30 protein-coding genes are annotated in these 26,618 nt (G+C 54.1%); 22 read left to right on the forward strand and 8 right to left on the reverse strand.

Going from position 1 to position 26,618, the window contains the following annotated elements; all coding sequences use genetic code 11:
- Positions 1-191: 191 nt before the first annotated feature.
- The 14 genes from PG1C_RS04650 to PG1C_RS04715 all read left to right on the forward strand — a co-directional run bounded on the left by PG1C_RS04650 (position 192) and on the right by PG1C_RS04715 (position 14,120).
- On the forward strand, positions 192-1,016 hold the full coding sequence (locus PG1C_RS04650; protein WP_202636234.1) for an SDR family NAD(P)-dependent oxidoreductase: 825 nt from the start codon (positions 192-194) through the stop codon (positions 1,014-1,016).
- Positions 1,017-1,068: 52 nt separating this feature from the next.
- Positions 1,069-2,430 carry an aromatic ring-hydroxylating dioxygenase subunit alpha gene (locus PG1C_RS04655; RefSeq protein WP_202636235.1) on the forward strand — a complete coding sequence of 454 codons (1,362 nt, stop codon included), beginning with the start codon at positions 1,069-1,071 and terminating at the stop codon, positions 2,428-2,430.
- Positions 2,402-2,947: an aromatic-ring-hydroxylating dioxygenase subunit beta gene (locus PG1C_RS04660; protein ID WP_202636236.1), complete on the forward strand. Its 546-nt coding sequence runs from the start codon at positions 2,402-2,404 to the stop codon at positions 2,945-2,947. Before PG1C_RS04655 ends, PG1C_RS04660 begins: the two co-directional genes overlap by 29 nt.
- A gap of 17 nt (positions 2,948-2,964) precedes the next feature.
- Positions 2,965-4,182: an aromatic ring-hydroxylating oxygenase subunit alpha gene (locus tag PG1C_RS04665; RefSeq protein ID WP_202636237.1), complete on the forward strand. Its 1,218-nt coding sequence runs from the start codon at positions 2,965-2,967 to the stop codon at positions 4,180-4,182.
- Complete coding sequence (locus PG1C_RS04670; RefSeq protein ID WP_202636238.1) at positions 4,179-4,685, forward strand: aromatic-ring-hydroxylating dioxygenase subunit beta; 507 nt, start codon at positions 4,179-4,181, stop codon at positions 4,683-4,685. The genes PG1C_RS04665 and PG1C_RS04670 overlap by 4 nt, the downstream gene beginning before the upstream one ends.
- 12 nt (positions 4,686-4,697) lie before the next feature.
- The gene (locus PG1C_RS04675) at positions 4,698-5,267 is read left to right on the forward strand and encodes an aromatic-ring-hydroxylating dioxygenase subunit beta (RefSeq protein ID WP_202636239.1); all 570 of its coding nucleotides are present in this window, start codon (positions 4,698-4,700) and stop codon (positions 5,265-5,267) included.
- Between the two features lie 15 nt (positions 5,268-5,282).
- Entirely contained in the window at positions 5,283-6,554 is a 1,272-nt protein-coding gene (locus PG1C_RS04680; protein ID WP_202636240.1) for an aromatic ring-hydroxylating dioxygenase subunit alpha, read from the forward strand.
- A gap of 48 nt (positions 6,555-6,602) precedes the next feature.
- Positions 6,603-7,853, forward strand: coding sequence for an aromatic ring-hydroxylating oxygenase subunit alpha (locus tag PG1C_RS04685; RefSeq protein WP_202636241.1), 1,251 nt, complete (start codon positions 6,603-6,605; stop codon positions 7,851-7,853).
- Entirely contained in the window at positions 7,846-8,361 is a 516-nt protein-coding gene (locus tag PG1C_RS04690) for an aromatic-ring-hydroxylating dioxygenase subunit beta (RefSeq protein ID WP_202636242.1), read from the forward strand. The genes PG1C_RS04685 and PG1C_RS04690 overlap by 8 nt, the downstream gene beginning before the upstream one ends.
- A 13-nt stretch (positions 8,362-8,374) precedes the next feature.
- Positions 8,375-9,355, forward strand: a complete 981-nt coding sequence (locus tag PG1C_RS04695; protein ID WP_202636243.1) for a carboxymuconolactone decarboxylase family protein — start codon at positions 8,375-8,377, stop codon at positions 9,353-9,355.
- Positions 9,356-9,398: 43 nt separating this feature from the next.
- Positions 9,399-10,454, forward strand: coding sequence for a VOC family protein (locus PG1C_RS04700; RefSeq protein WP_202636244.1), 1,056 nt, complete (start codon positions 9,399-9,401; stop codon positions 10,452-10,454).
- Between the two features lie 470 nt (positions 10,455-10,924).
- On the forward strand, positions 10,925-12,445 hold the full coding sequence (locus tag PG1C_RS04705; RefSeq protein WP_202636245.1) for an efflux RND transporter permease subunit: 1,521 nt from the start codon (positions 10,925-10,927) through the stop codon (positions 12,443-12,445).
- Positions 12,446-12,478: 33 nt separating this feature from the next.
- The gene (locus PG1C_RS04710; RefSeq protein WP_202636246.1) at positions 12,479-12,880 is read left to right on the forward strand and encodes a RidA family protein; all 402 of its coding nucleotides are present in this window, start codon (positions 12,479-12,481) and stop codon (positions 12,878-12,880) included.
- A gap of 319 nt (positions 12,881-13,199) precedes the next feature.
- The gene (locus PG1C_RS04715) at positions 13,200-14,120 is read left to right on the forward strand and encodes an AEC family transporter (RefSeq protein WP_202636247.1); all 921 of its coding nucleotides are present in this window, start codon (positions 13,200-13,202) and stop codon (positions 14,118-14,120) included.
- Between the two features lie 190 nt (positions 14,121-14,310).
- On the opposite strand, the gene PG1C_RS04720 is transcribed toward PG1C_RS04715, so the two are convergent.
- The 4 genes from PG1C_RS04720 to PG1C_RS04735 all read right to left on the reverse strand — a co-directional run bounded on the left by PG1C_RS04720 (position 14,311) and on the right by PG1C_RS04735 (position 18,885).
- Entirely contained in the window at positions 14,311-15,810 is a 1,500-nt protein-coding gene (locus PG1C_RS04720) for a glutamine synthetase family protein (protein ID WP_202636248.1), read from the reverse strand.
- Between the two features lie 30 nt (positions 15,811-15,840).
- Positions 15,841-16,443: an aromatic-ring-hydroxylating dioxygenase subunit beta gene (locus PG1C_RS04725; protein WP_202636249.1), complete on the reverse strand. Its 603-nt coding sequence runs from the start codon at positions 16,441-16,443 to the stop codon at positions 15,841-15,843.
- Entirely contained in the window at positions 16,443-17,855 is a 1,413-nt protein-coding gene (locus tag PG1C_RS04730; RefSeq protein WP_202636250.1) for an aromatic ring-hydroxylating oxygenase subunit alpha, read from the reverse strand. Before PG1C_RS04730 ends, PG1C_RS04725 begins: the two co-directional genes overlap by 1 nt.
- Before the next feature lie 169 nt (positions 17,856-18,024).
- Positions 18,025-18,885 carry an MBL fold metallo-hydrolase gene (locus PG1C_RS04735; protein ID WP_202636251.1) on the reverse strand — a complete coding sequence of 287 codons (861 nt, stop codon included), beginning with the start codon at positions 18,883-18,885 and terminating at the stop codon, positions 18,025-18,027.
- Between the two features lie 96 nt (positions 18,886-18,981).
- Between PG1C_RS04735 and PG1C_RS04740 the strand changes: the two genes are divergently transcribed.
- The 7 genes from PG1C_RS04740 to PG1C_RS04770 are packed head-to-tail and all read left to right on the forward strand — an operon-like array spanning position 18,982 to position 23,006.
- Positions 18,982-19,341 (forward strand): ArsR/SmtB family transcription factor, encoded by a 360-nt coding sequence (locus PG1C_RS04740; protein ID WP_202636252.1) that lies wholly within the window; start codon positions 18,982-18,984, stop codon positions 19,339-19,341.
- The gene (locus tag PG1C_RS04745; protein ID WP_202636253.1) at positions 19,338-19,781 is read left to right on the forward strand and encodes a YeeE/YedE family protein; all 444 of its coding nucleotides are present in this window, start codon (positions 19,338-19,340) and stop codon (positions 19,779-19,781) included. The genes PG1C_RS04740 and PG1C_RS04745 overlap by 4 nt, the downstream gene beginning before the upstream one ends.
- A complete protein-coding gene (locus PG1C_RS04750; RefSeq protein WP_202636254.1) occupies positions 19,778-20,236 on the forward strand; it encodes a DUF6691 family protein in 459 nt (152 codons plus the stop codon). The genes PG1C_RS04745 and PG1C_RS04750 overlap by 4 nt, the downstream gene beginning before the upstream one ends.
- Before the next feature lie 11 nt (positions 20,237-20,247).
- A complete protein-coding gene (locus PG1C_RS04755) occupies positions 20,248-21,039 on the forward strand; it encodes a sulfite exporter TauE/SafE family protein (protein ID WP_202636255.1) in 792 nt (263 codons plus the stop codon).
- A gap of 45 nt (positions 21,040-21,084) precedes the next feature.
- The gene (gene ispD / locus PG1C_RS04760; protein WP_202636256.1) at positions 21,085-21,834 is read left to right on the forward strand and encodes a 2-C-methyl-D-erythritol 4-phosphate cytidylyltransferase; all 750 of its coding nucleotides are present in this window, start codon (positions 21,085-21,087) and stop codon (positions 21,832-21,834) included.
- Positions 21,835-21,843: 9 nt separating this feature from the next.
- The gene (gene ispF / locus PG1C_RS04765) at positions 21,844-22,332 is read left to right on the forward strand and encodes a 2-C-methyl-D-erythritol 2,4-cyclodiphosphate synthase (protein WP_202636257.1); all 489 of its coding nucleotides are present in this window, start codon (positions 21,844-21,846) and stop codon (positions 22,330-22,332) included.
- An 8-nt stretch (positions 22,333-22,340) separates the two neighbouring features.
- Positions 22,341-23,006 carry a 2'-5' RNA ligase family protein gene (locus tag PG1C_RS04770; protein ID WP_202636258.1) on the forward strand — a complete coding sequence of 222 codons (666 nt, stop codon included), beginning with the start codon at positions 22,341-22,343 and terminating at the stop codon, positions 23,004-23,006.
- A 37-nt stretch (positions 23,007-23,043) separates the two neighbouring features.
- Here PG1C_RS04770 and PG1C_RS04775 read toward each other — a convergent pair whose 3' ends face one another.
- The 3 genes from PG1C_RS04775 to ompR are packed head-to-tail and all read right to left on the reverse strand — an operon-like array spanning position 23,044 to position 25,631.
- The gene (locus PG1C_RS04775) at positions 23,044-23,478 is read right to left on the reverse strand and encodes a group II truncated hemoglobin (protein ID WP_202636259.1); all 435 of its coding nucleotides are present in this window, start codon (positions 23,476-23,478) and stop codon (positions 23,044-23,046) included.
- Positions 23,479-23,496: 18 nt separating this feature from the next.
- A complete protein-coding gene (locus PG1C_RS04780; RefSeq protein WP_202636260.1) occupies positions 23,497-24,840 on the reverse strand; it encodes an ATP-binding protein in 1,344 nt (447 codons plus the stop codon).
- Positions 24,841-24,872: 32 nt separating this feature from the next.
- Complete coding sequence (ompR, locus tag PG1C_RS04785) at positions 24,873-25,631, reverse strand: osmolarity response regulator transcription factor OmpR (protein WP_202636261.1); 759 nt, start codon at positions 25,629-25,631, stop codon at positions 24,873-24,875.
- Positions 25,632-25,813: 182 nt separating this feature from the next.
- On the opposite strand from ompR, the gene PG1C_RS04790 reads away from it, so the two are divergent.
- Positions 25,814-26,095, forward strand: coding sequence for a hypothetical protein (locus PG1C_RS04790; RefSeq protein ID WP_202636262.1), 282 nt, complete (start codon positions 25,814-25,816; stop codon positions 26,093-26,095).
- 61 nt (positions 26,096-26,156) lie between these two features.
- Here the strand turns inward: PG1C_RS04790 and smpB are convergent, their stop codons facing one another.
- Positions 26,157-26,606, reverse strand: a complete 450-nt coding sequence (gene smpB / locus PG1C_RS04795; protein ID WP_202636263.1) for an SsrA-binding protein SmpB — start codon at positions 26,604-26,606, stop codon at positions 26,157-26,159.
- Positions 26,607-26,618 lie beyond the last annotated feature (12 nt).

Consider the following 26,618-nt stretch of genomic DNA (forward strand, 5'->3'; position numbering starts at 1 on the left):
AAGTGTGAACTTTTGGCGATTTAAGTCCGACGATTATTGACCATCAGGCAAGAAGGGAATAGAGTACAGAAAAATCCACCTCGTTAGTTTTTTGGGTCGCAGGCTGAAAATAGCCGCGGCTTGGGATACGACTAAATGGGGTGCTAAATAAAATCAATAACAAAATAAAATCAATAACACAAGGAGAGCACGTGACCATCAGTAATGAAAATGCAGGCCGTTTTGCCAGCAAGGTAGCGGTTATTACCGGAGCGGCGCAGGGTATCGGTTTTGCTGCGGCGCAGCGCATGGGGCGGGAGGGATGCCGTATCGTCATCGCCGACTTTTCAGCGGGGCCCGCAGCGGAAGCCGTAGCAGCGCTCAAGGCTGAAGGCATTGAGGCGATCGCCGCTGTGGGCGATCTGAGTGTGTATGCCCAGGCTGAGGCAGCAATGCAACAAGCGAAACAGGCTTTTGGGGCGATTCATATCCTGGTCAATAACGTCGGCGGAACGATCTGGATGAAGCCCTTCTGGCATTACACCGAGGATGAAATTCGCACGGAAGTTGATCGTTCATTCTGGCCCACGATGTGGTGCGCACGCGCCGTTATTCCTGTCATGCGTGAAACGGGTGGCGCGATTGTCAATGTCAGCTCGAACGCGGTCGAAGGCGAATACCGAATTCCTTATTCGGCATCCAAAGGGGCCGTGGAAGGGCTGACGACAGCCCTGGCTGTAGAGGTTGCAGGCTTCGGCATTCGGGTGAATTGCATTGCGCCCGGCGGCACGTCAGCGCCGGAGCGAAAGACACAACGTAACGTGAAACCTGTCACTGCGCAGGATCAGCAGTGGCAGGAGCAGTTCATGATGTTGTTAAAGGATGAAGAACTGCTCACCCCGTGGTCTACCGCCGAACAACAAGCGGGGGTGATCGCCTTTTTAGCGTCAGAGGATGCGGCGCATATCACGGGTGAAATTATTCATACCGGCCGTCGCGGCAAGCGGATTTTTGACAAGCTGGGGTTCATTCCGTAGGTAGATAAACTCGCGCAATAAGCAATAAGTTTGATAAATAAAAGGAGTTGGCATGAATAAGCTTGAAGGCTTGGTTGACCTGAAGACAGGCGCGCAGCGGCGGCTGATTTATTCTGATCAAGCGATATATGAGCAAGAGTTGGAGCGGGTCTTTGGTCGTTGCTGGCTGTTTTTGGCGCACGAATCGCAGATTCCGAACCCCGGTGATTTTTTTCGCACCTACATGGGCGAAGATGACGTTCTGGTGATCCGCCAGGAGGATAAATCGATCAAGGCATTCATCAACAGCTGTACGCACCGTGGCAACCGGCTTATTCGTGCCGATCGCGGTAATGCCCGCGCCTTTGCCTGTAACTACCACGGTTGGGCTTTTGGTATTGACGGCAGCCTGGCCACCGTGCCCTTAGAGCGCGAAGTGTATTTCAACGAAATCGACAAAGACCAGTTTCATCTGGTGCCGGTTGACAACGTCGCCTCCTATCGCGGGCTGATCTTTGGCTGCTTTGATAAAGATGCGCCCTCATTGGAAGAATATCTAGGGGATTCGCGCTGGTATCTGGATGCCGTTCTGGACGCCATGCCAGGTGGCACCGAGTTAATCGGTGCGACGCAAAAAGTCGTGCTGCATACCAACTGGAAACTGCCGGTCGAAAATGTGTGCGGTGATGGCTACCATTTAGGCTGGTCGCATGCGGGCGCCATGAAAGCGGTGCAAAGCGGGGACCTCTCCGGCTTTACCGTAGGCAATTCAAGTGTGGATCTTGAGGGCGGCATGTCGGTTGCGGGACTCAACGGTAACTCGGTTCTGGCGGCGCTTGATGGTCGCTCGGGCTATGCCTTTTACCCTGACCCGACACTGGCATTGAAGTATCTCGAAGAAAATCGTGCCAAAGCCGTGGCCCGCCTGGGCAAGTTTCGTGGCGAAAAGCTCTGGGGGTCACAAATCAACTTCACTGTGTTCCCCAGCCTGCAGTTTTTGCCCGGTCTCAACTGGTTCCGCGTGTATCACCCCAAAGGCCCTGGCCAAATTGAAATGTGGACCTGGGCGATTGTCGAAAAAGCCATGCCGGACGAATTAAAGCAGCAGATTCTGGATAACGTCCTGCTGACCTTTGGCCCGGCGGGCCTGTTTGACAACGACGATGGCGACAACCTGGCCTCGTGCACCGTGCAATCCCGTGGCTGGCGTACGCGGCAAATGCCGGTGTATACCAATATGGCATTGGGCCGCTCAGGCCAGCGCGTTGGCCTGCCGGGTGATATTGCCTCGGGCATTGTCAGCGAACATAACCAGCGCTATTTTTACCGCCGCTGGCAAGAACACATGCAGGCCAAGGATTGGTCTGAAGTGCCGCAATACAACATTAATCCCCTGGAGGCTGAACATGAACAGCGCCCTGTCCAAGCCGCTTGAGGTGCCTGTCATGCTGGCCGTGGATAAACACCTGGCAGTCCAGCAACACCTGTTTTACGAAGCGCGGTTGCTGGATGACGAGCGTTTTAACGACTGGCTCGCCTTGCTCGAAGAAGATATCCGTTACCGCATGCCCGTCACTGAGCGACGTTTCCGCAAAGACCGTAGTGCACCACTGGCCTTTGGTGGCGGCTATATTTTTGATGACACGAAAGCCCGCTTGGCCATGCGCGTCGAGCGCCTGCAGTCCGGGCTGGTGTGGGCGGAAGACCCGCGCAACAAAGTGCGTCGCAGCATCAGCAATGTCGAAATCTGGCAAGGCGCGGAAGCCAACGAGGCAGAGGTGTATTCGGTAGTGAGCATTCATCGCAGCCGGATTGACGGTGAAGAAAAACATTTTGTGGCCGGTCGTCGTGATGTGTGGCGTGAAACCACCCAAGGCTGGCGACTCGCCTTGCGTGAAATCCGGCTCGACAATGCCGTGGTATTAGACAGCAACATGAACACATTTTTTTAAATCAGGAGGAGACAGTCATGTCAACGCACTCAACACACGTCTACACAGGCACCTATACCGGTGACGCACCCAGGGTATGGCCGGCCAAGGTCAACCAGATTCCCAAGGAAGTTTTTGGCGATGAAGCGCTGTTTGAAGAAGAACTCAAGAAGATTTTTTACGGCGACACGTGGCACGCTGTCGGCCATGCGGCAGAAATTCCCAATGTGGGCGATTTCAAGACCTTTGATCTGGGCCGGGTCCCCCTGCTGATTGCGCGCGGCAAGGATAACCAGGTGCGGGTGTTTTTCAACAGCTGCACGCATCGTGGCAACCAGCTGGAAACCTCTGTCAGCGGTAACCGCAAGGAATTCGAATGTCCCTATCACCGCTGGCTGTTTTCGCTGGACGGCACGCTGGCCGCCTGCCCGGGGTCGAAAGAATTCGCGCCGGACTTCAAGCAGGAGCACTTTGGCCTGGTCGAGGTTAAAACCGATCAGTATCTCGGCTTGATCCTGGTCACCATGGGCAAGAACACGCCACCGCTGAAAGAGTGGCTGGGCGAATCCGCGCTGCCAACGCTGAACGCACTATTGGGCGGTGATGGTCGCCTCAAGCTGCTGGGCTACCAAAAAGTGCGCTACGCCTCGAACTGGAAAGGCTATAACGATAACGACGGCTATCATGCGCCGTTGTTGCACACCGGATTTCGCTTGCTGAACTGGCAAGGGGGCAAAGGCTTTCAGCGCATGACGCCGAACGGGCATGTGCTCTTTGAAGCCGAATTAAAGCCAGCGACAGGTAATGGTTTTCTTAAAGATCCTTCGCTGATCGAATTCAAAGGCAGTAACCCCGAACGAGGTTCAGTCATCACCCAGTTATTTCCGATGACAGTGATGACCAAGCACATGGATGTGATTAATCTGCGCTTTGCCATTGCACGCAGCCATGAGGTCACCGAAGTGCACTACGCCTACTTTGCGCATGAGGACGACAGTGAAGAATTGGTGCAGCATCGCATCCGCCAGTCATCCAACCTGCTGGGCGCCTGTGGCATGGTGAGCATGGAAGACGCCGCTATCTTTCAGCGAATACACATCGGCAATCAAACCCCCGGCTTTGCCGAGTTCCAAAAAGGTGTCACTAGCCTTACAGAGATTCCCACGGACGTCAAGCAAAACGATGAGACCGGCAACCTGCCGCGCTGGGAACACTACCGAAAAGTCATGGGCTTCAAACGGGAGGGCGAGCAATGAGTCAAGCAATCACCGCGGCACACAACAGCGCCATTGACGCGCTCCACACCGCATACCTCGCCGCCCTGGACCAAGGCGACATGGCGGCCTGGGCCGCCACCTTCGCTTTGGCCCCCGACACCCGTTACTTTTGCACCTCCGCAGAAAACGACCGGCGTGGTTTGCCGCTGGCGCTGATGTACGACGACTGTCGCGGCCGGATAGACGACCGCGTCTCGTTCGTGACCAAAGTCTGGGCCGGCACCTATCAACCCTATCGCACCCGTCACTTCATTCAGCGCCTGAGCATGGACGCCGCAGGGACTAACCAATACCGCGTGACCTCCGGTTTTACGATCATGATGACCCCCGAAGGGGGCGCCACCACGGTACTCACCAGTGGCGAATACCGCGACCTGATCGAGATCCAGGGGGATGGTGACAAATTCCGCGCCGTGTTCCGCGAACGGCGCGCTGTGTATGACGCCGATGTGCTGCCACGCTATATCGTGTTTCCGTTTTGAGGAGAAAAGAAAATGAATCCAGTTTCCGAGATGCTATCGAGCACATCGACTACAGATAAATCGGTGCAGGCACCGCCGCTGCTGGATGATTTCACCTGGAATGGCTGGTCAGCCATGGAGGTGCAATGGCGGGTTGAGCGATTGCACAGCCGCTATGCTGCGTGCATCGACGATGACGCCTTGGAGAGCTGGCCAGAATTTTTCACGCTGGATGCTTGTCGTTACGAGATTATCCCCCGCGAAAACGTAGAACGTGGCCTGCCGCTGGCGCTGATGTTTTGCACCAGTCGCGGCATGCTGGTCGATCGCATCGTCTCCCTGCGCGAAGCCAATATCTACCCGCAGCGCTGGTATCGGCATATCATCTCGAATGTGCTGATTCAGTCGGTTGATGCAGATGGCTTGCAAGTGCAGAGCAACTACGTCGTTTTGCAAACCCGTCGCACCGGCCAGACGGAAATTTTCAGTGCCGGCAAGTATGTTGATCGCATCGTACTGCACAAGGGCGAACTTAAATTCGCTGAAAAGCGGGTAGTGGTCGATACGCATCGCGTCGACACGCTGCTTGTTGCCCCTATCTGAAAGGAGAATGACATCATGAACGCACCCATGGATCAATTTGAAAAACGTTGGACAGCCGGTCGGGAGGGTTTCCGCGTTCCGTATGAGGTGTTTACCGATCGCGCTTATTACGATCGCGAGCAAGAGAAGATTTTTCGTGGCGAGACCTGGTCGTTTGTCGGCCTGGAAGCTGAGTTACCCAATAAGGGCGACTTTAAGGCCACGGCCATTGGTGACACACCCGTCATTGTGACGCGTGACCAAACCGGCCAAATTCGTGTATTCAAAAATCGCTGTGCGCATCGTGGGGCGCTTTTAGTCCGCGAGTTACGTGGCAATACAAAATCGTTTGATTGCGTGTATCACCAATGGTCGTTTGATCTCACTGGCGCGCTACGCGGTGTGCCTATGCGTCGTGGTGTGCGTGGCGAAGGCGGTATGCCACCTGAATTTGACATGGCTAACTTCGGGCTGGATGCGTTGCGCGTCGAAGCCCTGAATGGCGTTATTTTTGCCAGTTTTTCCAGCACCGTTGAGCCGCTACTTGATTATCTTGGCAAAGAGGTTGTCGATACAATCAAAAAGATTTTCAATCGCCCGATTCGGATTATGGGGGATCAGCGTCAGTATGTTCACGGCAACTGGAAGCTCTACGCAGAAAATACGCGGGACCCCTATCACGGTAGTTTGCTGCATCTGTTTCACAACACCTTCGGCCTTTACCGTGCAACGCAATCCGGCGTATCGCACATGGATGCTTCAAAACGCCATTCGATTCTGAAAGTTGTCGCAACAGCGGTACCGGCTAGCGAAAGCGAAGATAAAGAAGTTTATAAAGATGTACGGTCTTACAACACCGAGTTTCACTTGCAAGACCCAAGCATTCTTGCGGGTAGAAAAGAATTTGATGACGGCTCAACGCTTATCATCAATGCCATTTTTCCAAATCTGCTCTTGCAACAGATTGCCAACACCTTGGCGGTGCGCCAGTCGGTGACCTATGCGCCGGATGCTTTTGAAATTGTCTGGACACTATTCGGCTACGCGGATGACGATGAGGAAATGCAGATGATCCGCATGAAGCAATCCAACCTCATCGGGCCCGCCGGTTTGATTTCGATGGAAGACGGCGAAGCGGTCGAGATCGTGCAGGAGGCCGTGGTGCGTGATGGGCAAAAGACGTCACTTCTCGCCATGGGTGGTGGGCATGCTGAAAATGTCGAACACATGATTACCGAAGGCCCGATCATCGGCTTTTGGGAGAATTACTGCCGCTATCTGGGAATTATTTCTCGCACTGCCGAATAAGGTTAGCGTGAGCCACAATGCGTTGAAGCGTTTTGAGGAGTTCAGTGAATGAAACCATCACGACACTATGCGGATTTGGCAAAAGTCGATCGAACGCATGCTAGTTTATATACCGATCCCGAGGTGTACCAAGAAGAGCTGGACCGAATTTTTTACCGTTCGTGGGTGTATGTGGCGCATGAGAGTGAAATTCCTCATCCCGGCGATTTCAAAACAACATTTATCGGCGATGTGCCGGTAGTGGTAACGCGTGACGCCGAGCATAAAGTGCATGTTCTCATCAATCGCTGCATGCACCGCGGGGCAACGGTGTGTCCGGTGGAAAAAGGCAACACCAAGACATTCACTTGTTATTACCACGGCTGGGAATACAGCTTGAAAGGTGATCTGCTCGCTGTTGGTTTGCCCAGGGGGTATAACGAAGGGGAACTGGATAACCGGTCGCTGGGACTGGTTTCGGCTAAACGGGTGGAGAGTTATCGCGGAATTATTTTTTCTTCCCTGGTGGCTGAACCGGATATTTCTTTAATTGAAAAGCTATCAGGCATCAAAGACTATATCGATCTGTATATGGATTTTTCACCTGTCAGCCAGATTCGGGTCGGTGCCAGCGGTATCAATAAACATTTCTATCACGCGAACTGGAAGATCCAAGTGGAAGGCAGCGTCGAGGGCTACCATGCCCCGATCACGCATACCACGGCGTTTGACATCATGATTCGCAAAATGGGCATGCCATCGAACTATCAGACGCAACCACTCAAGGGAATTGATGCGCGCTACGGTAATAATGTGCTGCAAATTTATCGTTTGCCGGATGAAGCCGTGTTGAAACGATGGGGTCCTGAATTTATCGATTTGTTGAGTCAGGCCCATGGACGAGAGCGGGCAATGGAAGTATTGCGTAGCCGCTTCAATCTCGTATTGTTTCCCAATCTGGCAATACTTGAATATCAGTTTCGTGTCATTCGCCCCATGGGGCCAGAAAAGACAGAGGTTCGTCTTTATCACACCACTTTAGAAGGTGTGCCTCAGCGTATCAACACGCGCAGGGTGCGTGAGCATGAGTTTTTCTATAGCCAGTCAGCCTTTGGTTCGCCGGATGATTACGCAATGTTTGATCGCATCGGGCAGGGGCTTCATGCTGGCATGGTGCCTTGGGTCCTGTTAAATCGAGGCATGCAGACGGAACAACAGGATGAGCAGGGGCGCCGTTATGGCGGACACACCCAGGAGACGCAGCAACGCGCACCTTATTACGAATATCGTCGATTGATGCAAGGGGCAGCGCATGCGTAATGCGGAGCAAGCAGCTCCTGTACTCACGCGTGCCGACGCCGAGGATTTTTTGTATCGCGAAGCAAGGTTACTGGACGAGGGCCACTGGCGGGAGTGGCAAAAATTGTTTATGCCCGATGCGCTGTACTGGTTGCCTTCCAGTGCTGCGCCGGAAGTTGACCCGGATAACTACATCTCCATTATTTATGACGATATGGATCTGCTTAATGAACGCTTGGGGCGACTTGAAAGCGGCGCTTGCCATGCGCAGATTCCTTCTTCGCGAACCTTGCACATGATTGGAAATGTCATGGTTTCTGCGGCAGAAAATCACGTCGTCGTTTTTTCAAATCAGGTGATTCATGAGTACCGCAGCAATACCCAGTCTCGCTTCTACCCGTTGCAAGCTTTCCCGGCGCATTGTGAGCACCATCTGCGGTGGCATGCGTGTGAATGGAAAATGGCTTTCAAGAAAGTCCAGTTGCTTAACTGTGATGGCGAGATTTTTGATCTCAGCTTTCTCATTTAAATGAGATTGATCTATGACTGAACCCCGATCTTCAGGTAGCGATGGCTTTCCATTTTCTCGAGAAAGCCGCGATTTTCAGCAAGGGCTGACGTTGTTACGCAAGGTTCTCGGTTCAGAAGATGCTGGACGCATAGAGTCCTTATTGGACAACCCGCTGTTTGGCAATGAAATAGGCTATTTGTTTGCCAAAACGTGGGGAGCGCTCTATGCCCGAGAAGGTCTGCTGCTCAAAGAGCGTGCGCTGATTCTGATGGGGACGGATCTGGCACTGGGCCGCGAAGGGCCGCTCAAGGATCACATGCGGGTTGCCTTGCATGGGGGCATGAGTCCTAAACAAATCATAGAGGCGTTATTTCAAACTGTTTTTTACGTGGGGGCTCCCGCGCTGGTTTTGGGATTGAAAGTCGCCAATGAGGTCATGACACCATACCTGCAAGAAGCAAAAGACACCTCGCTCATTCCTCATAAGTTTAAAAAGGAGATCACTGTGAAAGATTTAGGCGTGCGGCTCGGCCCCATCAATCACGTTGCCATGGCAGTCAAGGATTGGGAAAAAACTGCGCGGGGATTTGCCAGTTTGATGGGGCTGAAAACCTGGCGAAAAATGGAAATTCCCTCAGCCATCATGGAAAAGGCTGAGTATTACGGCAAACCGAGCGAGTTTGTTTGGATCTCGGCTTTTGCCAAACTCGGCGATACGCTCATCGAGCTCTGCCAACCGGTATCGGGGGATACCATCTTCGCTGACTTTGTAAATCAGCATGGCGATGGCATGCAGCACGTGGGGGATCTTTCCCACCCGGAACCCTTGGAGCTGGTACGTAAATACACGAGCCAAGGTGTCAAGATCGCCAATTACTGCAAGATTCCCGGTGTGATCGAGCTTTATTATCTGGATACCCGCGAGCAATTGGGCGGCATGTTCCTGGAAGTGGTGGCACCGCCTACGTTTGCGCAAATCGCCGCGCTGGGCGAAGACGTGACATTTGAATAGCCTTTCATTCCACCGTTAAGAGGAACACGTGAAGGAGAACCGTATGTCTGCGACCATTCCTGTCGATGGCTGGCACTACACCAGCGTGGTGGTGCGCGATTACCGTCAGGTCGTCAGCCACTTTGCCCGATTTTTTGGTATTGCGCGCTGGGAAGTCACCCGCATTGACGGCAAGCGCCTGAGCCATGCGACATACGAAGGACAGCCGGTCACCCATCGCTACATCCGGGTGGTTGGGCGTAATGCAGATTTGGGGATTGAGCTGATTCAGCCGGTGGATGGTGCTTCCAGCTATCAGGCAATGCTCGATACAGTCGGCGAGGGGATGCATCATGTCAACGCCACGCACTGCACGCCAGACGTATTTGCCGCGTTACGCCCGATGCTTTCCGAGATGGGTGTCGGCATACGGCAAAGCGGATCGTTTTGTGATGCGATGGATTCGTATCTGCTCGACACACGTGCCTTGTTATCGAATATTCAACTCGAAGTTGTCTGTCCCCGTCGCTCGGATTGGCGCGACATGCTGCAACCGGATGAAGTTCTGGCGTTTGATCTGGCGCAACTCGGCCCGCAGTTTTTGCGGACGAGCCGGATGTTTCATGTAGGGGTTGTCTGTCGGGATCGCCATATCGCTAAAGAAAATTTGCGCAAACTCGTCGGCATGGAGCGGTGGATAGAGTTCAATGTGGAGTCTGGCAAGACCATGAACGACACCACCTATTACGGCGAGCCGGTGCATCACGCTTACGATAATCATGTGGGTCGCATTGGCGAATTGTGTTTTGAACTGATTACCCCACGCACTGATAAATGTGTGTATGACGAATTCCTCAAGGAACGTGGCGAAGGCATGCATCACACGTATCCCGCGCTGTGTTCAAAAGCCGAATTTACCGCGGCATTGCCTGAACTCGAAAAACACGGTATGCCGGTTATTCAGGGCGGAACCATTGGCGACTTGATGGAGTTTTACTATATTGACACGCGCCGTTATTTGCCCGGCATTACCACCGAAGTGGTCATTCCGTTGCGCGACGACTGGCTCACTGTGATGTTTCCGGATCCACGCGACGCATGGATTTTAACCGGCGAATAACCCTGCACGATTGATATCGTGATATTGATAACCGCTTTTTTATTGTTGCATGTATTGGCACATGGAGCGTTTCATGAATGGCAGGTCGGTAAAAGCTCGGCGCTGGTGAGACGGTAAATACAGTGACGATAGAGGGCGAACAGTATCGCGGTAATATCAAGCAATGCGCAATAGCATCAGAGAGCACTATAAATCGTTTAATGAGGAGGCCGCATGACCCCTGCAATCCCAACCCCACCCATACCCCATCTCGGCCCGAAGCCTATACCGGCACTCCGCCAGTCATCTGGCCTGCCAAGGTAAACCAGATCCCCAGAGAAGTCTTTGGTGACGCGGCGGTTTTTGAAGAAGAACCCAAGAAGATTTTTTACGGCGACTTTTCAAAGTTTTGTAAGGTTCCGTAAGAATTTCATTTCAGGAATGTTACGCAATATCCGGGCTAAGGAGACGGAACGGATCATGACTGGCAATTGGGCGCAATCCAGATGCTGGGCTTTGGCTTGGACCCGATGTCGATTCTTGTGCCGTTTCTGATTCTTTCTATCGGCGTCAGCCACGCGGTGCAAATGACCAATGCGTGGCGTATGGCGGTGGTTGAAGGTGAAAATCCCCAGCAGGCAGCACACACGGCGGTTTATCGTTTGCTGGTGCCGGGCGCTACGGCTATTCTGGTCGATGCTGTCGGGTTTGCCGTAATCATGTTGATTCCCGTTAAATTGATTGGCGAGCTAGGGGTTTCTGCCAGTATCGGCGTGGGCATCATGTTGCTGACGAACAAGATGATGCTGCCAATTTTCTTATCCTGGACGCGGCTGAATCCAAAAGAACTTGCACGGGCACAGAAGACGAAACTCTCGCGCAATCATTCCATTTGGACATGGCTTGCCAGGGCAGCGGATCGCAAGGTGGCGGTGATTATTCTGGCGATTGCTGTGGTTATGGGTGTTGCGGGTTATATTGCTGAAAAGCATTTGGTGGTGGGGGATACAGACGCGGGGAGTCCGGAGTTTTGGCCCAGCCATGTTTATAACCAGGATATCAACACCATTGTGAAGCGTTTTTCAGTCGGGCTTGATGAGCTCGTGGTGGTGGCGCAATCGGATGTGACGGAAGCCTGCGTTGATTATTCGGTCATGAAAACCATCGATGATTTTGTCTGGCAAATGCAGAATGTGCCGGGGGTGAAATCCGTCGTTTCGCTGAGTGAGATTATTCGTGAACGCAATATTGGCAACTATGAAGCCAACCCGAAATTTCTTGGTTTACCTTTCAACAGCCAGATGATCTCAGCCAATATGTATCGTATCGAGGCATCGCAAGGCATGTTTTCAAATGACTGCAAGGCCATGCCTATTCGCCTCTATCTGACCGACCACAAAGCGGACACGCTGCACCGTGTCACTGATGCGGTGGAAAGCTATAACAAGACGCATGGCAATCCGCATGTCAATTTACGCCTGGCCATGGGTAATGGGGGCATCATGGCGGCAACGAATGAAGAGGTTGCCGATGCCCAATTACGTATCAACCTCACGCTGTTTGCGGCAGTGGGCTTGTTCGTTTTCCTCACTTTCCTCTCCTGGCGCGCGACCTTGTGCGCAATGATCCCGCTGATTCTGGTGGCTTACTTTGCCAATGTGGTGATGGTTGAGATGAACATCGGCTTGAAAATATTTGTCTTGCCGGTGTTAGCTCTGGGTGTGGGTGTGGGCGTTGATTACAGTATTTACCTTATTGCTCGATTGTTAGCGCACATGAATAACCGGCTCAGCGTTAAAGAGGCTTATGCGAATGCGTTAAGAGAAGTGGGTGTGCCAGTGATCTTCACTTCGATCACCATGAGTGTGGGTGTAGCTACCTGGCTTTGGTCGAGTTTAAAGTTCCAGGCAGATATGGGTGTCTTGCTGGCGTACATGTTTTTTGTGAACATGCTCGGCGCTATCTTCCTGATGCCTGCACTTGCCAGCTTTATCTTGAAGCCCAAGAAATGATGTCAATAAAACTTCAATTACAGGTTGTCTGATATGGTTAAAGTCACCGCGTGTAACCCGTCGGCGCTCGCACCTGCCAAGGCATTTACGCATGCCTTGGCGGTTGAAGGCGCGCAGCGCTGGGTTTTTATTTCCGGGCAAGTCGCGCTGGATGTCACTGGACAGGTGATCGCGCCGGGAGATTTATTTGCTCAGCTCGAAGCCACCCTGCAAAACCTCGGTCATGCGCTTCATGCGGCGGGCGCTACTTTTCGCGATCTGGTCAAAGTGACGATTTTTGTGGTTGATCTTGATCCTGACGATCTTGCGCGGATTCGTGAAGTTCGTTCGCGTTATTTGCCGCAAGACCCACCCATTGCGATTACCCTGGTGGGCGTTGCGCAGCTCGCTTTTCCCGGGCTGCGCATCGAAATTGAGGGCACTGCGGCGCTTTAGTTTGCCGGTGAATTGCTGGTGGATGTTAGGTGCAGAGATTGAGTGCAGGCCAAGGGTGGCCGCATGATTCAATTGTAAAGTTTACGGCCAGGTACTGAACCGGTTGCACTCTGTGCAGTCTGCATGAAATTACCCTTAATCGATCATTTGTCGCGACACTCCCTATGCCGACGAAGGCCAGTGCCTGAAAAGTCGGCGCTGGTGATACGGCGCGCCTCGTGGTGACTTATCCTTGGGCGGTCGATCATGCGCCCTCCGGGGAGGGGTCGTTATGATGCGACTGTAAATTATTTCTCTTTTGACACGAGGTAACTGTTTTATGTATCAGCAACTCATTCCCATGACCCTCGTGCTGTTGTTAGGTGTGCTGTGGCGGCATATGTCTTCGGCTCGCTTGCCATCTGCTCAAGTACGCTCTGTACTGGGTATTTTGATCATTAATTTCGTTGCGCCGGCGTTGATTGTTGAAGTGATGCTCACGTCGAATCTCAAGCAAGAGTTATTTCAAGTACCAGCGAGCGGCAATGTAACCATCATGGTTATTTTGTTACTCAGTCTGGCGCTCTATGTCATGCTGTTGCGGTTGCATATCATTACCCGTGTGCAAGCGGGGGCGCTTGTTTTGGCCAGTACGTTTGGCAATGGTATGGGCATGGCACTGCCCGCAGTGTCGGCGCTTTTGGGGTTGCCACAGCGCGATATTCCCGTGGTTTATGACTTACTAGCCACCGTTCCTTTTGTATGGATTATTGGCGTGTTGCTGTGCGCTCATTTCGGCACACGCGTCGCAAGTGGCGGCTTGGGCAAGGAGTTATTGCGCTTGCCCCCTTTTTGGGCATTGGCCATTGCTTTGGGTATGCGCTACTTTGGCCTTGTGCTACCGGATCCCATCATGAAAACGCTGCATCTTTTGGGCAGCGCTGCCGTCCCTTTATTGCTCTTGATGGTAGGCATGACCTTGCATGTTGGGCGCGAGATGCGTTTTGGTTTGCTGATTCCCGTCGTGGGCTTGAAATTATTTTTAAGCGCAGGATTGGCATTTGGTGTCGGGCATATCGTTGGATTGCAGGGCGCAACACTGGCAGCAACTGTCCTGACCGCTGCAGCGCCACCGGTAGGCGTTGGCGTTGCGCTATGTGATCGATTCCACTTGGATACCGAATTATTTGGTACGGCAATGACCATGACCACAGTACTCTATGTGGTGCTTGTGCCTTGGTTGGTATCGTGGCTGGCATGATGTCAGGCACCTAAGCACTGGCAAGCCACTTAACCAGTGGCGCAGGTCCAGCCGTGGCTTGAAGCGCATGAATGCGGGCGGGCAGGTTGTCCAGGATTTGTGTCTTGGTTTGTGATGTACGGATGCCCCCAGTGCACGTGCCATTATAGGAATCGGGAGGCACGACGCGTGCTGTCTCGTCCAAGAATGCTCAAAACATTTCAAAGTATTCGTTTTGCTCCCAATCGGTCACTGTCGACATGAAACGACTGATTTCATGCCGTTTCTGAGCGACGAAATGTGCGACAAAGGCTTCGCCCATGGTCTCGGCAAGCAGCTTGGAATTTGCCAGCGCATCAATCGCTTCCAGGAGGCTGCCAGGCAGCACTTCCATTTGGGTTTGCGCGTAAGGGTTGTCATTCAGCGGCGGTCCCGGGTCTTTTTGGTGGGTTATGCCATCGATACCCGAGAATATCTGACTGGCCATATATAAATAAGGATTGGCTGCGGGTTCGCCGATGCGGTTCTCAATCCGTGTGGCAGGATCACCGTGCCCGCCAACGAGACGGCACATGGCGGCCTTGTTGTCGTTTGACCAGACGGCGCGCTTGGGGGATAGCGGATTGGCGTTCAGCCGTTTATAGCCATTGATGGTCGGATTGGAAAAGGCCGTTCCAGCACGCACATGTTGTAGCAGTCCGCCCACGTAATGCCGACCTGTCTCGGATAGCAGCTCGTTATCGGCCGCAAAGACGTTGGCTCCCGTGGTGTGATTGACCAGTGACTGATGCAAATGCCAGCCGCTGGAGAAAATGTTCGGCAGGTTGGGTTTGGCCATGAATGAGGCGACCAGCCCGATGCGGCGGGCGACTTGTTTGACAGTGGTACGCAACATGATGATGGCATCGGCTGTGGCAACGCCAATCAACGGGTCAAGGGTGACTTCGAGTTGCCCGGGCCCCCATTCGGTTTCCAGCGTGCGGACTGGAAGCTGCATCCCGAGCAGGGCATCGCGCAAAGCCGTGGTGACAGGTTCCATGGCGTCGGTAATCTGGTCATTCATGTATTGATAGCCATGACGCAAGGCGATGACGGCAGGCGGACGAGCCGGTTGGGTGCAGTGTTCAAGCTCATTGTGCGGGTCCATCACTTTGAACACATGAAATTCGACCTCTGCGCCCCCGACAAAACTCAGACCTAGGCTTTCCAGGGCGGTACACGCTTTTTGCATGACCCAGCGGGGATCAAACGGGCAGCGCTCGCCATTGATGAGATACAAATCGCTTAGCACCCAGCCAGTTTTCGGGGCCCAGGGCAAGATACGGAACGTCGCTGGGTCGGGCAGGGCCATCATGTCTCCTGCGCCACCCATGTGGGCGTGACCAAAGCCCCCATCGGCGGAGAAAACGTTTTGATAAATAAGGTTGGCGCTGTCCATGGCGAGTAGTGCCGTGGTAAATGCCACACCATTTCTTGCCGCTTGCGCAAAGTGCCGCGCTTCAATGGCGTGAAGCCTCACCTGGCCCTGGGTATCCACGAAACAGACACGAACGACGTCGATTTTTTCTTCCGTGAGGCGTGCGGCAATCGCTTCAATCGCCGCACGTCGCTCTGCAGTGTCCAACGCCGTGCGGCCGATGAAATTGGTTCGGCCGACGGCGGTTTGGGTGGCGTTGCGTGCCAGTTCTTCAGCGCTGATGGGATGGGGCATGCGTGTCTCCTCAGGGTGGCTACAGGGTGGCTACAGGGTGAATGATAGGTTGCTTTGCGGCAAATCCGCATCGAATAGATTGACGCGTTTTAAAACTATGCGCCAGCCATTCGCTTCATGGCGCAAGACATAACCACACCAGCCGCAGCGCGGTGTTGTGTCACCGCCTCGGCGGGTCTGAATCTGAAAATTGCACAACACGTTTACGCTGGCTGATTCTGCGGTCATGACTTCGATATTGCTTAACGCATGGACTGTCCGGGTGGGTGGCATTTGCGAATAGGCACGGCCGGTTTCCAGACGTTCGATACGCTCTTCCAGGCGACGACGATCATTGAACTCCCAGGATACCGTGGTGCGCGGGTCGCGGATGTCAATGTCAGCCGGAATCCAGTAGGCACCATCGTTGGCAAAAAGAGCGAGCCACTCACGTAAGCGACGTTGGTCGAGCAAGCGTGCTTCAAGGTAAAGCAGGCGCGTCACCGCATCAATCACCTCACGCGATGGGATGCGGTCGGCAGGAATTTCGCCCAGGGTTTTCCATTCGCGCACCATGTGCCAGATGCGTTCATAATAAGCAAGATCAAAGCTTGGCTGGGCTGCGGGTTTTGGCTGGGAGACCGGCAGGTTCATCAGATGTTCTCCTCAGCAAGGCTGTTTGATTTGCCGGTATTCATCAATTCTTGCCAGCGCTGAAAGTAAGTTCGCATATGCAAGTCAGAGGACATGGGCTCGCGCCACAGTCCGTCTTGCGGATCCACCCCGCCCCGGGCGGTGTTGATATGGCGGCGAATATCAATCCACTCCATTTCAGGGACAGATTCCATCCCCTGCTGGCATGCTTCAAAGTTACCCGCATCATCCACTTCACCAAATGACGGAAAATCTTCTTGCATCCGCATGCGCACGGCATTGATTTCATCCGGCGCGCCATCCAGCGTGGTGGAGAACCAGGTGAGCTGTGTTTGATTCACGGCCAGCGGTTCCGGCATTTGAATTTGGTTGCCGATGATCAACAGGTTGGGGAAAATATTGAGGTTCATTCCCGAACCCGTTGAGGCATCCAGCAACTGGAGGGCGCGTGTTTCTCCCAGGCGGTCAATCAAGGCTTTTTCGATGGCTTCATAACCAGGCATGACATGCTGGCGCTTCCATGCGGACAGCTTGTGCATTTCGGGGCGCTGATCCAAAAAGGTATGGCCATTGCCCAGATTTTTCGAATACATAGGTGATTTATCAAAGTCGCTGCCGTAATAATTCATGTCTACATCGCCATAGCGGCGGCTGAATACGGTGAGCATTGATTCATGCGAAAACGGCGGATGATAGCCGTCGCCTGCATTGTCATAAATGGTTTTCCAGTTGGCATGCACAAGAAAAGGCATAGATCCGCTGCGCACGACGACTGGCTGGCGGTCGCCCCTGTCAAGCCATTGGTCCAGCAGATCGGCAGCGGGTCCGAGGTGCTCGGTCAGCGAGGGAACGTCGCTAGTGAACGCAGCGAAAATAAAGCCGCGATAGCGATCAACCTTTGCCGGACACGCGAGGTCTACGCTGTGAAGATTGAAGTCGGCGCCATACCCTTGCCGTAAAGGGACCGAACTACAGTGACCATCATTGGCAAATGTCCAGGCGTGATATCCGCAGATAAACCCTTTGGCATTTCCGTGGGTTTCACGACAGACGATGGCTCCCCGGTGAGGACAGCGATTGAATAACACGCGAATCTCGCCGGCTTGGGTGTGCACAAGGATGAGTGGCCGGCCGCCGACCCGGCGGGCGATGAAATCATTCGGCTGAGGGACTTCGCTTTCGTGACCGATGTATAGCCAGGTGCGGCCGTAAAGATAGCGTAACTCGTCATGAAAAATCTGCTCATCGACATAGAGTCGGCGATGCACAAAGCCGGGCCGAAACAGGTGCTGGTAAGACTGGCGGGTTGAGCCAGCGGTGGGGTTTCTGTTGGAGTTGTTGCGGAGTGCGCCGGATGAGGCATTGATTTCAACGGCGGCGACAGCGCTCGCCGGATGGCTCGGAATCGTCATGAAGGCAGCTCCTCTGGTTAGCTCCGTGCACTACCGCAAAAAGTCGGCGCTGGTGACACGGCACTGCGTAATAGTTTACGGTGACTATTATGCTGCATTCATGAGGGGTACAACACGTTGCGAGGCGCGCAGGCCCCGCATGCCCTGCCATCGCCAATGGGCCCTGTGTTTACAAAGCGTTTACGGGGATTTTCAAGTAGTGAACACCGTTGTCTTCAGCCGGCGGCAGATCGCCTGCCCGAATGTTGACTTGCACTGAAGGAATAATGAGTACGGGCATTTCCAGTGTGGCGTCGCGGGCTTGGCGAACGCGAATGAATTCTGCTTCGCTGATCGTATCTCGCAAGTGAATGTTGTTTTTTCGTTGCTCGGCGACCGTGGTTTCCCATGCGGGGGCGCGACCGGCAGGTGGGTAGTCGTGGCACATGAACAGCCGTGTGGCAGGGGGCAGCGCAAATAGTCTTTGTACGGATTGGTAAAGTGTGTGCGCATCTCCTCCGGGAAAATCGCAGCGGGCAGAGCCTACATCAGGCATGAAGAGCGTGTCACCTACAAACACGGCATCGTTGAATTGATACGCCATATCAGCAGGTGTGTGCCCCGGCACAAAGAGCGTGTGGCCCGTCAGGCGCCCCACCTGGAACGTTTCGTTGTGGGCAAAAAGATGGTCAAACTGCGATCCATTCACAGCAAAATCGGCTTCAAGATGGAACATTTTCTTGAAGACGGTTTGCACCTGGGTAATGTGCTCGCCAATGCCAATGCGCCCGCCGAGCTTGGTTTGCAAATACCGCGCAGCAGACAAATGATCGGCATGTGCGTGAGTTTCGAGAATCCAGACGATGGTCAGTTGCTGCTGGCGTACAAAATCGATGACCTGATCGGCCAAGTGCGTTCGGGTGCGGCCTGATTTTGGATCATAGTCGAGCACCGGATCAATAATGGCGGCGTGCCCTCCGGATTCATCAAATATCGTATAGGTCAGTGTGCCAGTGATGGGATCGTAAAATGGTTTGACATGTGGTTCCATGGGGGGGCTTCCGTAGTTGTTCGTGACAGGAAATTTGCATTGACAATTTATTATATCAAACAATATAATATTATAAATTAAATTATGAGGTCAGCCATGTCCGCTACTGCAAGCCCTGATTATCCGGTGTTATCCATTTCTGTAATGCGTGCCGCTGCGGGTGAAACGGCGGCTGTGCTGCGCGCTTTGTCTAACGAAGATCGCCTGTTATTGCTCTGTCAGATGAGCCAGGGGGAATATTCGGTGGGTGAGCTCGAAGCGTTGCTGGATATTCGGCAGCCGACGCTTTCTCAACAATTAACCGTGCTGCGCGCGGAGGGTTTGGTTAATACTCGGCGGGAAGGAAAACGTATTTTTTACCGTGTATCAGATCAAAAAGTATTGATGATTTTGACCACGCTGTATCAACTTTACTGCCCTAAACCAACAAGGTCGGGCAAAAGGAGTGATGTATGACTATAGATACTGTGCATTTCACGCCCATCGCTGCACTTTTCGGTGGTTTGCTGATTGGGGCGGCAGCGGCCCTGTTCATGCTGATCAATGGCCGGATTGCCGGTGTCAGCGGCATCATGGGCGGTTTACTGCGACCTGTTGCTGGCAATACGCTGTGGCGTTTTGCTTTTGTTTTCGGGCTACTCCTGGCACCCGTCCTGTATGGAGCTTTCGCTACACTGCCTGAAATTCAATTGGATAGCGGCTATCCGATGCTGATTGTGGCTGGTTTACTGGTCGGCATTGGTACGCGCTACGGTGCGGGATGTACTAGCGGTCATGGCATTTGCGGCATTTCACGCTTATCGCCGCGTTCTATTGTGGCGACTTTACTATTCATGGTTGCCGGTATGGCGACTGTTTTTGCGCTGCGTCATTTACTTGGGGTTACCTCAGCATGAACGTCTTCTTTTCGCTGGTTGCTGGCCTTGTTTTTGGTCTTGGCCTGATCGTCTCGGGTATGGCTAATCCGGCCAAAGTGCTCGGGTTTCTTGATGTCGCGGGAGCCTGGGATCCGTCACTTGCCTTCGTGATGATCGGCGGCATTGCGGCGGCAAGCATCGGTTTTTTCTTTGCCAGAAAACGCACGCAATCATGGCTGGGTTTGCCCCTGCAGATGCCAGCCGCACGGGATATTGATCGTCGGTTAGTGCTGGGTAGTTTACTGTTTGGCATCGGCTGGGGGTTGGCGGGCATTTGCCCTGGGCCAGCGCTGGTCTTAGTTGGTGCAGGTGTGGTCAAAGGGGGCGTATTTGCCCTGGCCATGCTGCTGGGCATGGTGTTGTTTGAGCTGGCTGAGCCGGGTGGACGTCAACCACCCGCGGCTTCTGCCGCGGCTAATCCGCCAGCGAAATAACGGAGTTTTACATGCTGACTTTGCTGGCCGTATTGGCTTTGGGTCTATGCGTCGGCATTGTGCTGGGGCTAACCGGTGCAGGAGGCGGGATTCTGGCGGTGCCCGCGTTGGTATTCAGCCAAGGGTGGACTGTGGCGCAAGCCTCGCCAATAGGTCTTTTGGCCGTGACGGGTGCAGCCCTGCTTGGGGTGGGTGAGGCTTTCTACCATAAGCTGGTGCGCTATCGGGCAGCATTCTTGATGGCGCTGGCAGGTGTGCCTATGACGCCGCTGGGTTTGGCGGTTGCACACAGGGTTTCGGCACGGTGGCTTGCCGCGCTGTTTGGGCTGACGATGCTGATTGTTGCCGCACGCTTGTTAAAACCCATCGTTGAGCGTGATGAGGATCAGGCACCCTGCCATGTCAATCCGGACACCGGGCGCTTGAAATGGACAGTGCAAACAGTGGCCATCATGACGACGATTGGCGCATTGACGGGTTTTCTGACAGGGTTGCTCGGTGTTGGTGGCGGGTTCGTTTTGGTGCCGGCGTTACGCAAGGCAACAGATATCAGCATGCATGGTATTGTGGCTACATCGCTGCTGGTGATCGCGCTGGTAGGCAGTGGCGGCATTATCGCGACGCTATGGCAAGAGCACTCATTTCCGCTGGATGTTGCTTTGCCCTTTATTGTGGCCACTGCGCTGGGGATGTTGGGTGGCCGGTTGTTGATTCGTCACTTTGAGCCGCGCATCGTGCAGCGACTCTTTGCATTTTTGGTGATCGGGGTTGCTTGTCTGATGTTTTACCGGGCTTTGAGCTAAGGCTTTTTCAACCTGTGTTCGACCGCGATTGGATAGAATCGCGTCATGGCATATTACGCATTGGTTCCTGCGGCCGGTACCGGCCTGCGCATGGAGCAAACAACTCCCAAACAATATCTTCCGTTGGCCGGTCAACCATTGATCTGGCATGCGCTTCGTGCGTTGTGTAGCAGCACGGTTATTGACCGCGTATTTGTGGTGTTGGCGGCAGAAGACGCGTATTGGCCGGATCAGGCTATGGCGAACCTGGGGCCGCGATTACATCTGTTGCGCTGTGGTGGCCGAACGCGTGCGCAAAGTGTGCTCAATGGGTTGCGTGGCATGGCGCTCATGCTGGGTGATATAGCCGAAGATTGGGTGCTGGTGCACGATGCCGCGCGGCCTTGTTTGAGTGGGGCCTTGCTTGAAAAACTGGTGAGCAACGTCGGTGAAGATGCCGTCGGTGGTTTGCTGGCTGTGCCGGTGGCGGATACCTTGAAACGTGCAGGCGCTCTGCCCGGCAAGCCTGACGATGCCGCCAATCGAAGCATTGGCACAGTGCCGCGTGAAGGGTTGTGGCAAGCGCAAACGCCGCAGATGTTTCGCCATGGATTGTTATTGCAAGCGCTCAGTCAAATAGATAACAGTCGAGATAACACGCCAGGCAACGCGCCAACAGTGACAGACGAGGCCAGTGCGGTCGAGGCGCTGGGTTTGGCGCCACGCCTGGTGGCTTCGTCAATGAGCAACATCAAAGTTACTTATCCCTCCGATCTGCAACTGGCGGAAACCATTTTGAACGATTTTCAACGATGAGGAGATGGCATGACGTCTGCTTTCCGCATTGGTCAAGGTTTTGATGTGCATGCGCTGGTAGCTGGCCGCAAGCTGATTCTCGGTGGTGTGGAAATACCGTACCCCAAGGGTTTGTTAGGCCATTCGGATGCAGATGTGTTGCTCCATGCGATGACCGATGCGTTACTGGGCGCTGCGGGTCTTGGTGATATCGGGCGGCTGTTTCCGGATACCGATGCGCAATGGGCGGACGCAGATAGTCGGCATTTACTGCGCCTTGCCGTAACCGCAGTAGAAGCGGCAGGCTGGCAGGTGGGTAATGTGGATGCCACCATCATTGCGCAGGCGCCACGGGTGTTGCCTTATGTGTCCATGATGTGTGCAAACATTGCATCCGATCTGGGCATCGCCGTTACCGCAGTCAATATCAAAGGCAAAACTACCGAGCATCTGGGCTTTACGGGCCGCGGTGAGGGTATCGCTGCACAGGCGGTGGTTTTGCTGCTGGGTGTGGCATGAAAACTGCCGTGAATAAACATCGCGTTTTTTTTGCACTATTGCCCGATGAGGAAATTGCCTCGCATCTCGCGGCTTTGGGGCAGCATGTGGCTGCTCGTAGTGGCAGCCGTCTCACGCCCGTGCACAACCTGCATCTGACGCTTGTCTTTGCGGGCGGAGTGACTTCAGCGCAGATGGATACGCTAGTGGCTTGCGCTCACACGGTGAGTGCTGCATTTGGCGCATCGCTTGAGGTGGAGAATGAGCACGAAGGCGAACTCGACTTGCGCGTGCGTCTCAATCGGCTTGGTTTTTGGCCACAAGGAGGCGTGCTCTGGGCGGGGTGTCGTTTGTTGCCGTCTAACCAGCATCGTCCAGTGACAGACGCAAGACTTTTTGCAGATTCGCCTGCGATGATGTCTGCACTGAGTGCTGGTGCGCTTCCCTGGATGCTGGCGGCCCAGCTCAAGCATGCTTTATTGGCGGCGGGCTTGCCTATGACACTGTCCATGGCACCGCAATTTTTTGTGCCGCATGTCACGCTTGCGCGGGGTGTGCGGTGCGCATCGCTGCCGCGTCTGGGCTCACCGCTCGGTTGGTCTGTGCGTGAGTTTGTGCTGCTCGAATCGATTCCGCAGGGGATGCATCCGCGCTATGAAACGCGGGCGGTATTTCCGTTGTATCCCGATAATTAAGCTGGGCAGCAGATTATTGGCTGGCTTGACGGCACATTCACGCTGCGGGCGCGTCTTGATCCTGCCTGTTTCGCATATGCAAAGCGAGTTCGGTCAGCGCGACATCAAGTTGCGCACGTAAGGTAGCGTTAGTCGTCGTTTCAGCCAGCGCTTGACGCATGCAGCTCATCCATTGGCTGGCCTCATCGGTGCTGATCGCAAATGGCAGATGACGGCGGCGTAGCATCGGGTGGCCGTATTTTTCGACGAACAGCGGAGGTCCGCCTAACCAGCCGGAAAGAAACATGAACAGTTTGTCTTCTGAACCGGCAAGGTCTGCCGGATGCAGTCGGCGGATACCCTGTGCCTGGGGCCGGGTGTCCATCAGCGCATAAAAGCGTTTTACCAGGTGACGTACGGCCGTTTCGCCGCCGAGCAGGGCATACGGGGTGGCATCTTTGGGGGATGCATTATCGGGCGAGGGCAGGGGCATGGAACCTTTGTGGCATCTTCATGAAATAGGCAGCGTAATGCGGGCAATAAGCCCGCCCTGGGGGCGGGGGAGCAGATCCAGGCGGCCGCTGTGCGCGCGAATAATGCGGTCGACAATGGCCAAGCCCAGGCCAGCGCCAGCGGCATTGCTGCGGGCAGAATCCAATCGCGTAAAGGGGCGTTTCATCTGCTCGACGGCATCTTCGGGTATGCCAGGGCCACGATCGCAAACGTCGATAATCAACACCTGCTCTGCGCGAGTGAGCGTGAGTTCGATGGGTTGATCTTGTCCAGCGTAGCGCAGGGCGTTATCGATCAGATTGCCCACGGCACGGCGTAAGGCTTGCGGTTGTCCTTGCGTAAAAGTCGTACTTCCTTCGGGGCGCGTTGATGGGGCTGTCGCGGTGACGGTAAACCCGCGCCGCTGGTATTGGGTGGCCAGCTCATTGAGCAGGGCGCTCAGGTCGATTTCTGAATGTGCTTCGCCACCGTCGATACGCGCGAAATCGAGAAACTGGCCGATGGTTTTATCCATTTCTTCGACATCGGCAACCATGCCATCCCGCATGGCCCCATCTGTCGTCATTTCGATACCCATGCGTAATCGGGTCAGCGGTGTGCGTAAATCGTGCGAAATGCCCGCAAGAATCAATGCCCGGTCTTGATCGAGCCGGGCTAGATCAGCGCTCATTTGATTGAAGGCGTGGCTGACCGTGGCTAGCTCCGTGGGCCCGCGTTCAGGCAAGTGGGGCGGCGTCTGGCCAGCGCCGACTTTTTTTGCCGCGCGTTCCAGTAACTTGAGTGGCCGCGTGATACGAAAAACAATCAGCCATGCGCCCAGCAGCGAGAGCAGCAAGGCGGCAGCACTCCAGCCGATCCAGCTCAAGGGCAAAACCCGCGCTAGCCGATCACTTGGCAAGGCAAGCCAGTATTCGCCATCGGCTGTATCGTCGATGCGAAAGCTGATAAAGAGCGCCTCCTCGCCTTCACGTTCCAAAGTGAGGCGGGTGCTGGGTCCAAGAGATGATTTCACTAGCGCTTCTACCCGTTGCAGAAACGCATTGTCTGGCAAAGGCTTTATCTGGTCATCTACTTCTGCGGGATAGAGGTGGATGCCTTCGTGGTCAGAAAGATCGCGGAGGAGTTCTGGGCGCGCGTCAACCCGCGCTGAAATCAAGGCGGCACGCGTGAGATTGGCTACGCTGACCAGCATTTGCGCAAGCTGCCGGGCACGCGGTTCGCGTTCGTAACTGCGAAAAATAGCGAACCATGCGGCAACGGACAGCAGCATCAATAGCGCAACGAGCAAAAACGTGCGCCAGAGCAAAGAGCGTGGCCATATCTTCTTTAGTGCATTAACCATAGCTCCCCTTTCCCCAAGGAGGGGGATTGCCGTTATTGACTTTGCTTGGCTCCATCGGGAATAAACACGTAGCCTAAGCCCCACACCGTTTGGATATAGCGCGGTTTGGTTGGATCTTCTTCCACGAGTTTGCGCAGACGTGAAATTTGCACATCAATAGCGCGGTCGAAAACTTCGTACTCGCGGCCACGGGCTAATTCCATGAGCTTGTCGCGACTCATGGGTTGGCGCGGGTGTTCCAGTAAAACCCGCAGCAAGCCGAATTCGCCGGTTGTCAGCAAAGTGGTCTCGGTGTTCTTGTTGTTCTCGGTGTTGCGATGTAATTCGCGCGTGGCTAAATCAACTTGTACCTTGCCAAATTGCACCGTGGTTTCGGTCGTGGCCGGTGCCCCGGGGGCAGGCATGACACTACGACGACGGAGTACAGCATGAATACGTGCCACCAGCTCGCGCGGATTAAAGGGCTTGGGCAGATAATCGTCGGCACCCATTTCCAGGCCGACGATGCGCTCAACCTCATCGCCTTTGGCGGTGAGCATAATAATTGCCACATCATTTTTTTCTCCACGCAGACGGCGGCAAATCGCCAGGCCATCTTCACCTGGTAGCATCAAATCCAGTACTATGAGATCGAATCGTTCGCGTTCCATGGCGCGGTTCATGCCCGCACCATCGGGAACCGCTTTGACGGAGAAGCCTTGGTCAGAGAGGTAACGATCCAGCAACTGGCGCAGACGCAAGTCATCATCGATCACTAAGATTTTGTTGTTGCGGATATGTTCTTCATTCATGGAGCAAATCGTAGCTGGATTCTCGTGGGTTGGCTAGCCAGCCTTACAAAAGATTACAAAGCGTCACACGCATTCATCTGCGCCGGGGCTAAAATTTCTATCAATGAATGCGCTGGGAGTCGTTAATGAAATCACTTTGGCGAAAATTTTATCGGGCCTTGCTTTGTCACGTGGTGTGTTCAATGTGGCTGGTAAGCCTGAGTGCTACTGCGCAACCCTCCAGGTTTCTTGAGCTTGCCGGTTGGCGCGGTCAAGACCGAGCTGTGGAGCATGAAGCGCGTGCACGCGCTCGGGATGAGCGATCGGTAGAGCGGGGCGATAAGCTTCCTGTGTATCAACCCCGAGAAGGACGAGAGCGCATGTCGCCAGAAGATCGGCTTCAGTTGCGACGCGATGTACGCGATGCAGGGCGCGATATTTACCCGGAGGAAAGGCGCGACCGGCACCATGGTGGGCGTGATTAAGCTATCCAGTTCCCGCCAAGTTCCCGCTGTGTTACCCGCTTGATAGTACTTACTCGCTGATTTAGCCTCGTTTTTCGCGCATGACGCGCGCCTTTTCGCGGACCCAATCGCGCGCTTTTTCGGTTTCACGTTTGTCATGTTGCTTTTTGCCTTTGGCTAGACCAATAGCCAGTTTCACGCGGCCCTTGTTGTAGTGTAAATCCAGTGGCACCAAGGCATAGCCTGCGCGTTCCACTTTGCCGATGAGTTGATCAATCTCACGACGATTGAGCAGCAATTTGCGGGTGCGAACCGGATCGGGCAGCACATGGGTGGAGGCAGACAATAAGGGGCTGATGTGCGCGCCGATCAAAAAAAGCTCACCTCTTTTGATCAGCACATAGGCTTCTTTAATCTGTGCACGTCCGGCACGAATCGACTTGACTTCCCAGCCTTCGAGTACCAGACCGGCCTCAAAGCGTTCTTCGATGAAGTAATCGTGGAATGCCTTCTTGTTATCAGCGATGCTCATGGGGCGGATGCA

Origin of the sequence: Rugosibacter aromaticivorans (genome assembly GCF_000934545.1) — a bacterium.
In the GTDB taxonomy this organism is placed as follows: Bacteria; Pseudomonadota; Gammaproteobacteria; order Burkholderiales; family Rhodocyclaceae; genus Rugosibacter; species Rugosibacter aromaticivorans.

Bases quoted from the DNA above. Each gene is read 5' to 3' on its own strand.
- PG1C_RS04655 (WP_202636235.1), top strand. From the start codon at position 1,069: ATGAATAAGCTTGAAGGCTTGGTTGACCTGAAGACAGGCGCGCAGCGG.
- PG1C_RS04660 (WP_202636236.1), top strand. From the start codon at position 2,402: ATGAACAGCGCCCTGTCCAAGCCGCTTGAGGTGCCTGTCATGCTGGCC.
- PG1C_RS04665 (WP_202636237.1), top strand. From the start codon at position 2,965: ATGTCAACGCACTCAACACACGTCTACACAGGCACCTATACCGGTGAC.
- PG1C_RS04670 (WP_202636238.1), top strand. From the start codon at position 4,179: ATGAGTCAAGCAATCACCGCGGCACACAACAGCGCCATTGACGCGCTC.
- PG1C_RS04675 (WP_202636239.1), top strand. From the start codon at position 4,698: ATGAATCCAGTTTCCGAGATGCTATCGAGCACATCGACTACAGATAAA.
- PG1C_RS04680 (WP_202636240.1), top strand. From the start codon at position 5,283: ATGAACGCACCCATGGATCAATTTGAAAAACGTTGGACAGCCGGTCGG.
- PG1C_RS04685 (WP_202636241.1), top strand. From the start codon at position 6,603: ATGAAACCATCACGACACTATGCGGATTTGGCAAAAGTCGATCGAACG.
- PG1C_RS04690 (WP_202636242.1), top strand. From the start codon at position 7,846: ATGCGTAATGCGGAGCAAGCAGCTCCTGTACTCACGCGTGCCGACGCC.
- PG1C_RS04695 (WP_202636243.1), top strand. From the start codon at position 8,375: ATGACTGAACCCCGATCTTCAGGTAGCGATGGCTTTCCATTTTCTCGA.
- PG1C_RS04700 (WP_202636244.1), top strand. From the start codon at position 9,399: ATGTCTGCGACCATTCCTGTCGATGGCTGGCACTACACCAGCGTGGTG.
- PG1C_RS04710 (WP_202636246.1), top strand. From the start codon at position 12,479: ATGGTTAAAGTCACCGCGTGTAACCCGTCGGCGCTCGCACCTGCCAAG.
- PG1C_RS04715 (WP_202636247.1), top strand. From the start codon at position 13,200: ATGTATCAGCAACTCATTCCCATGACCCTCGTGCTGTTGTTAGGTGTG.
- PG1C_RS04720 (WP_202636248.1), bottom strand. From the start codon at position 15,810: ATGCCCCATCCCATCAGCGCTGAAGAACTGGCACGCAACGCCACCCAA.
- PG1C_RS04725 (WP_202636249.1), bottom strand. From the start codon at position 16,443: ATGAACCTGCCGGTCTCCCAGCCAAAACCCGCAGCCCAGCCAAGCTTT.
- PG1C_RS04730 (WP_202636250.1), bottom strand. From the start codon at position 17,855: ATGACGATTCCGAGCCATCCGGCGAGCGCTGTCGCCGCCGTTGAAATC.
- PG1C_RS04735 (WP_202636251.1), bottom strand. From the start codon at position 18,885: ATGGAACCACATGTCAAACCATTTTACGATCCCATCACTGGCACACTG.
- PG1C_RS04740 (WP_202636252.1), top strand. From the start codon at position 18,982: ATGTCCGCTACTGCAAGCCCTGATTATCCGGTGTTATCCATTTCTGTA.
- PG1C_RS04745 (WP_202636253.1), top strand. From the start codon at position 19,338: ATGACTATAGATACTGTGCATTTCACGCCCATCGCTGCACTTTTCGGT.
- PG1C_RS04750 (WP_202636254.1), top strand. From the start codon at position 19,778: ATGAACGTCTTCTTTTCGCTGGTTGCTGGCCTTGTTTTTGGTCTTGGC.
- PG1C_RS04755 (WP_202636255.1), top strand. From the start codon at position 20,248: ATGCTGACTTTGCTGGCCGTATTGGCTTTGGGTCTATGCGTCGGCATT.
- ispD (WP_202636256.1), top strand. From the start codon at position 21,085: ATGGCATATTACGCATTGGTTCCTGCGGCCGGTACCGGCCTGCGCATG.
- ispF (WP_202636257.1), top strand. From the start codon at position 21,844: ATGACGTCTGCTTTCCGCATTGGTCAAGGTTTTGATGTGCATGCGCTG.
- PG1C_RS04775 (WP_202636259.1), bottom strand. From the start codon at position 23,478: ATGCCCCTGCCCTCGCCCGATAATGCATCCCCCAAAGATGCCACCCCG.
- PG1C_RS04780 (WP_202636260.1), bottom strand. From the start codon at position 24,840: ATGGTTAATGCACTAAAGAAGATATGGCCACGCTCTTTGCTCTGGCGC.
- ompR (WP_202636261.1), bottom strand. From the start codon at position 25,631: ATGAATGAAGAACATATCCGCAACAACAAAATCTTAGTGATCGATGAT.
- PG1C_RS04790 (WP_202636262.1), top strand. From the start codon at position 25,814: ATGTGGCTGGTAAGCCTGAGTGCTACTGCGCAACCCTCCAGGTTTCTT.
- smpB (WP_202636263.1), bottom strand. From the start codon at position 26,606: ATGAGCATCGCTGATAACAAGAAGGCATTCCACGATTACTTCATCGAA.